Origin of the sequence: Streptomyces sp. WELS2, from assembly GCF_013870595.1 — a bacterium.
Classification (GTDB): Bacteria; Actinomycetota; Actinomycetes; order Streptomycetales; family Streptomycetaceae; genus Streptomyces.
The window spans coordinates 1-4,616 of record NZ_JACBWZ010000507.1 but is presented as its reverse complement, the minus strand read 5'-3'; the positions used below and the strand labels follow the sequence as shown (position 1 = coordinate 4,616).

Here is a 4,616-nt window from a genome sequence, read left to right as displayed (position 1 = left end):
CCACCTGGCCCGCGCGCATGATCCGCACGACGTGACCGTCACAGTTCTGGCAGACCGGCCGGCTCAGCGGCGAGGGCACCACCCGGCCGTCGGTCACGTACCGCACGAACTGCTCCCCCGCGGCGTTCGTGTGGTGCTCTATCGCGTACGACTGCTCCCAGCCGTGCCCGCAGCGCATGCAGGCGAAGGCATACGACTCGTGCACGACGTCGGTGGCCGAACCGCGGAGACCGGTCTGCCCTGCTATGTCACTCATGCCAGCTCCTTCTTGCCCGGGTGCGTCCCTGTTGGACGGGTGCGTCCCACCGCCCAGTGGACGCCTCCCGTGGCGCGAAAGCATCCGACCTGCCGAGTGTTGGCCCTGATTTGGCCGCGGCTTGCCCGAGCGTGCCGATTGGGACGACTGGGCTTTGCCGACGAGGCCGGTCTTTTGCCGCGCCATGGGGACCAGGGCCCCGCGGTCCTACCCGGCGGAGCGGACGTCACCCACCGGCCTGCTTGGCGGCGACCACGGCGTCGAAGACCACCCGCTTGGGCAGCCCCGCCTCCACGGCCACCGCCGCGATCGCCTCCTTGCGCCGCTCCCCGGCCTCCTCCCGGACCCGGACCCGGCGCACCAGTTCCCCGGCGTCCAGTTCCTCCGGGCCGGTCTCCGGCGCGCCCTCGACCACGACGGTGATCTCCCCGCGCACGCCCTCCGCGGCCCACCGCGCCAGCTCGGCCAGCGGGCCGCGCCGCACCTCCTCGTAGGTCTTGGTCAGCTCGCGGCAGACGGCGGCCCGCCGGTCCGCGCCGAAGACCTCGGCCATCGCGGCGAGGGTGTCGTCGAGCCGGTGCGGGGCCTCGAAGTAGACGAGGGTGCGCCGCTCGGCCGCCACCTCGCGCAGCCGGGACAGCCGCTCACCGGCCTTGCGGGGCAGGAAGCCCTCGAAGCAGAACCGGTCCACGGGCAGCCCGGACAGGGCGAGCGCGGTGAGCACGGCGGACGGGCCGGGGACGGCGGTGACCCGGACGTCCCGCTCCACGGCGGCGGCGACCAGCCGGTAGCCCGGGTCGGAGACGGACGGCATGCCCGCGTCGGTCACCAGCAGCACGCGCGCGCCGCCGACCAGCTCGGCGACCAGCTCGGGGGTGCGGGCGGACTCGTTGCCCTCGAAGTAGGAGACCACCCGGCCCCTGGGGGTGACGCCCAGCGCCTGGGTGAGCCGGCGCAGCCGCCGGGTGTCCTCGGCGGCGACCACGTCGGCCGCGGCCAGCTCCTCGGCCAGCCGGGGCGGCGCGTCCGCGATGTCGCCGATGGGGGTACCTGCGAGGACAAGGGTTCCAGTCACGCCCCCATCCTCCCAGGGCCCGCGCCGGGGGAGGAAAACACGCGCCCGGCGACCGGTACCGCACATGCGCGGGACTCGCACAGGACGGTTCCCTACGATGGCGCGGTGACCAGTACCGCGTCCTCCATGGACCTCCGGCAGGGCCAGGCACCGCACGAGGGGCGGCCGTCGTGGCAGCGGCGGCTGCGCCGATTCGGTTACGCGCCGGGCGGGGACGCGCCGGCCGGCGACGTACGCGACCGGCTGGTGCCGCCGTACGCGCAGCCGAGCCCGCGGCTGTGGCGGGTGCTGGGCGCCTCGCCGGTCCTGGCCGAGCGGCTGACGCGCTGGTCGGGCTGGGGCGGGCCGCTGCTGGTGACGCTGATGGCGGGCCTGATGCGGTTCTGGAACCTGGGCAGCCCGCGGGCGGTGATATTCGACGAGACGTACTACGCCAAGGACGCCTGGGCGCTCGTCCACCGCGGCTTCGAGGTCAGCTGGGACCAGTACGGCAAGAACGCCAACGACATGGTGCTCCAGCAGCACGGCAACCTGGCGGTGCCGACCGACCCGGCGTACGTGGTGCACCCGCCGGTCGGCAAGTACGTGATCGGGCTCGGCGAGCTGCTGTTCGGGTTCGACCCGTTCGGCTGGCGGTTCATGACGGCGCTGCTCGGGACGCTGAGCGTGCTGCTGCTGTGCCGGATCGGGCGCCGGATGTTCCGCTCGACGTTCCTGGGCTGTCTGGCGGGCGCGCTGATGGCGGTGGACGGGCTGCACTTCGTGATGAGCCGGACGTCGCTGCTGGACGGCGTGCTGATGTTCTTCGTGGTGGCCGCGTTCGGCGCGCTGGTGGTCGACCGGGACCGGGCCCGGGAGAAACTGGCCGCCGCGCTGCCGGCCGGGCCGGACGGCCGGGTGAGGCCGGACGCGTCCGTCGCCGACGCCTTCCGGTTCGGATGGCGCCCGTGGCGCTGGACGGCGGGCCTGCTGCTGGGCCTGGCCGTGGGCACGAAGTGGAACGGCCTGTACGTCCTGGCGGCGTTCTGTGTGCTGACGGTCCTGTGGGACGTGGGCACCCGCAAGGTGGCCGGCGCCCGGCACCCGTACCTCGCGGTGCTCAAGTACGACACCGGTGCCGCGTTCACGGCGACGATCCCGGTGGCGCTGGTGGTCTACGTGGCCTCCTGGACCGGCTGGATCCTCTCCCCCACCGACGGCACGGGCGGCTACTACCGCAACTGGGCGGCCACCGACGGCAAGGGCGGCACCTGGTCGTTCCTGCCGGACTGGCTGCGCAGCCTGTGGCACTACGAGCACGAGGTGTACAAGTTCCACGTCGGCCTCGACCAGCCGCACACGTACCAGTCCAACCCGTGGAGCTGGATCGTGCTGGGCCGCCCGGTGTCGTACTTCTACGAGTCCCCCGGCCCCGGCACCGACGGCTGCCCGGCGGACGCCGGACAGAAGTGCGCCCGGGAGGTGCTGGCGATCGGCACGCCGCTGCTGTGGTGGGCGGCCTGCTTCGCGATCGCCTACGTGCTGTGGCGCTGGGCGCTGCGCCGTGACTGGCGGGCCGGTGCCGTCGCCTGCGGGATCGCGGCCGGCTACCTGCCGTGGTTCCTGTACCAGGAGCGGACGATCTTCCTCTTCTACGCGGTCGTCTTCGTGCCGTTCCTGTGCCTGGCGGTGGCGATGATGACCGGCGCGATCATCGGCCCGCCACGCTCCACCGACACCCGCCGGGTGATCGGCGCGACGGCGGCGGGCGTCCTGGTCCTGCTGATCGCCTGGAACTTCATCTACTTCTGGCCCCTGTACACGGGCACGGCCATCCCGATCGACTCCTGGCGGTCGCGGATGTGGCTGGATACGTGGGTTTAGCCGTCACGGTTCGAACAACTCCCGCCCCACCGGCACCACAACCGCTTACAGTGCTCCCGCACGCTGAATTGAACATGTTCAACAGGCTGAACGGGAGGGGGACCGCGTCATGCGCAACGGGGTCAAGGCGGCCGTGGTGGGCGGGGTGTGCGTCACACTGCTGAGCGGCGCCGGGTACGGGCTCTACAACTTCGCGTCCGCGATGAGCGGTGACAGCGGCACGGCGGCCGGCGTGGCGCCCCCGCGGACCGGGCCGCCCAGCGGCCCGGAGGTGAGGGAGACGACCAAGGCGTTCTTCGCCGCCTGGGAGAAGGGGGACGCGGCGACCGCGGCCTCCTACACCAACTTCCCTCAGGCCGCCGAGGCGCTGCTGACGGCCTACGGCCAGGACGCGCACATAGGCGGGGTGCGGATCACACCGGGCACGCCCAGCGGCGACACGGTGCCCTTCGCGGTGTCCGCGACGGTGTCCTACGACGGCACGTCCAAGCCGCTGTCCTACCGCGGCACGCTCACCGTCGTACGCGGTGTCACCTCGCACCGGGCGCTGGTCGACTGGCGGCCCTCCGTCGTCCACCCGCGGCTGCGCCAGGGCGACACGCTGACCACCGGGGAGTCGTCCGCCCCCGAGATCGAGGCCGTGGACCGCACCGGGAAGGTGCTGACCCGGGAGCGGTACCCCTCGCTCGGCCACCTGCTGGACGAGCTGCGCGGCCGGTACGGCGACAAGTCCGGCGGCAGGCCCTCGGTGGAGCTGGTGATCCGGCACCAGGCCACGCCGGACGGCAGCCAGGCCGCGGACACCCCGCTGGTCACGCTCGCCAAGGGCAGACCGGGCAGGCTCCCCACCACGCTCAGCGCGAGCGTCCAGGCGGCGGCCGAGGCGGTCGTGATGCGGTACCCCGAGTCGTCCGTGGCGGCCGTCAAGCCGAGCACCGGCGAGATCCTGGCCGTCGCCAACAACCGCACGGACGGCTTCGACGCGGCCCTCCTCGGCGAACGCGCCCCCGGCTCCACCATGAAGATCGTCAGCGCGGCCACCCTCATCGACAACGGCCTGACCACGGCCGGCGGCCCGGCGCCCTGCCCGCCCTCGGCCGTCTGGCAGAGCCAGACCTTCCAGAACCTCAAGGGCCTGGTGCCCGACGAGCACGCCACCCTCGCCGACAGCTTCGCCCGCTCCTGCAACACGGCGTTCGTCAAGTTCGCCGACGACCTGAAGCCCGACTCCCTCACCCGGGAGGCCGAGGACCGGTTCGGGCTGGGCCGCAACGACTGGCAGGCCGGCGTGCCCACCTTCGACGGCCGCGTCCCCGCCTCCGGCGGCCCGGACACCGCCGCGAGCCTGATCGGCCAGGGCCGGGTGCAGATGAGCCCGCTGAACATGGCCTCCGTGACGGCGACCGCGATGACCGGCGGCTT

3 protein-coding genes and 1 pseudogene are annotated in these 4,616 nt (G+C 73.0%); 2 read left to right on the top strand and 2 right to left on the bottom strand.

Annotated features, from left to right (window positions below; genetic code table 11):
• Positions 1 to 256 (bottom strand): annotated as a pseudogene (locus H5J33_RS24355) (hypothetical protein); the annotation flags it as partial.
• Between the two features lie 226 nt (positions 257 to 482).
• Positions 483 to 1,331: a 16S rRNA (cytidine(1402)-2'-O)-methyltransferase gene (gene rsmI, locus H5J33_RS24350; RefSeq protein ID WP_181797020.1), complete on the bottom strand. Its 849-nt coding sequence runs from the start codon at positions 1,329 to 1,331 to the stop codon at positions 483 to 485.
• Positions 1,332 to 1,436: 105 nt separating this feature from the next.
• Here rsmI and H5J33_RS24345 point away from each other — a divergent pair, with 105 nt between their 5' ends.
• Together H5J33_RS24345 and H5J33_RS24340 are read left to right on the top strand one after the other, a co-directional pair.
• Positions 1,437 to 3,194, top strand: a complete 1,758-nt coding sequence (locus H5J33_RS24345) for a phospholipid carrier-dependent glycosyltransferase (RefSeq protein WP_181797019.1) — start codon at positions 1,437 to 1,439, stop codon at positions 3,192 to 3,194.
• 109 nt (positions 3,195 to 3,303) lie between these two features.
• Positions 3,304 to 4,616, top strand: a 1,313-nt coding sequence (locus H5J33_RS24340) for a penicillin-binding transpeptidase domain-containing protein (protein ID WP_181797018.1), incomplete at its 3' end; no start/stop codon positions are given.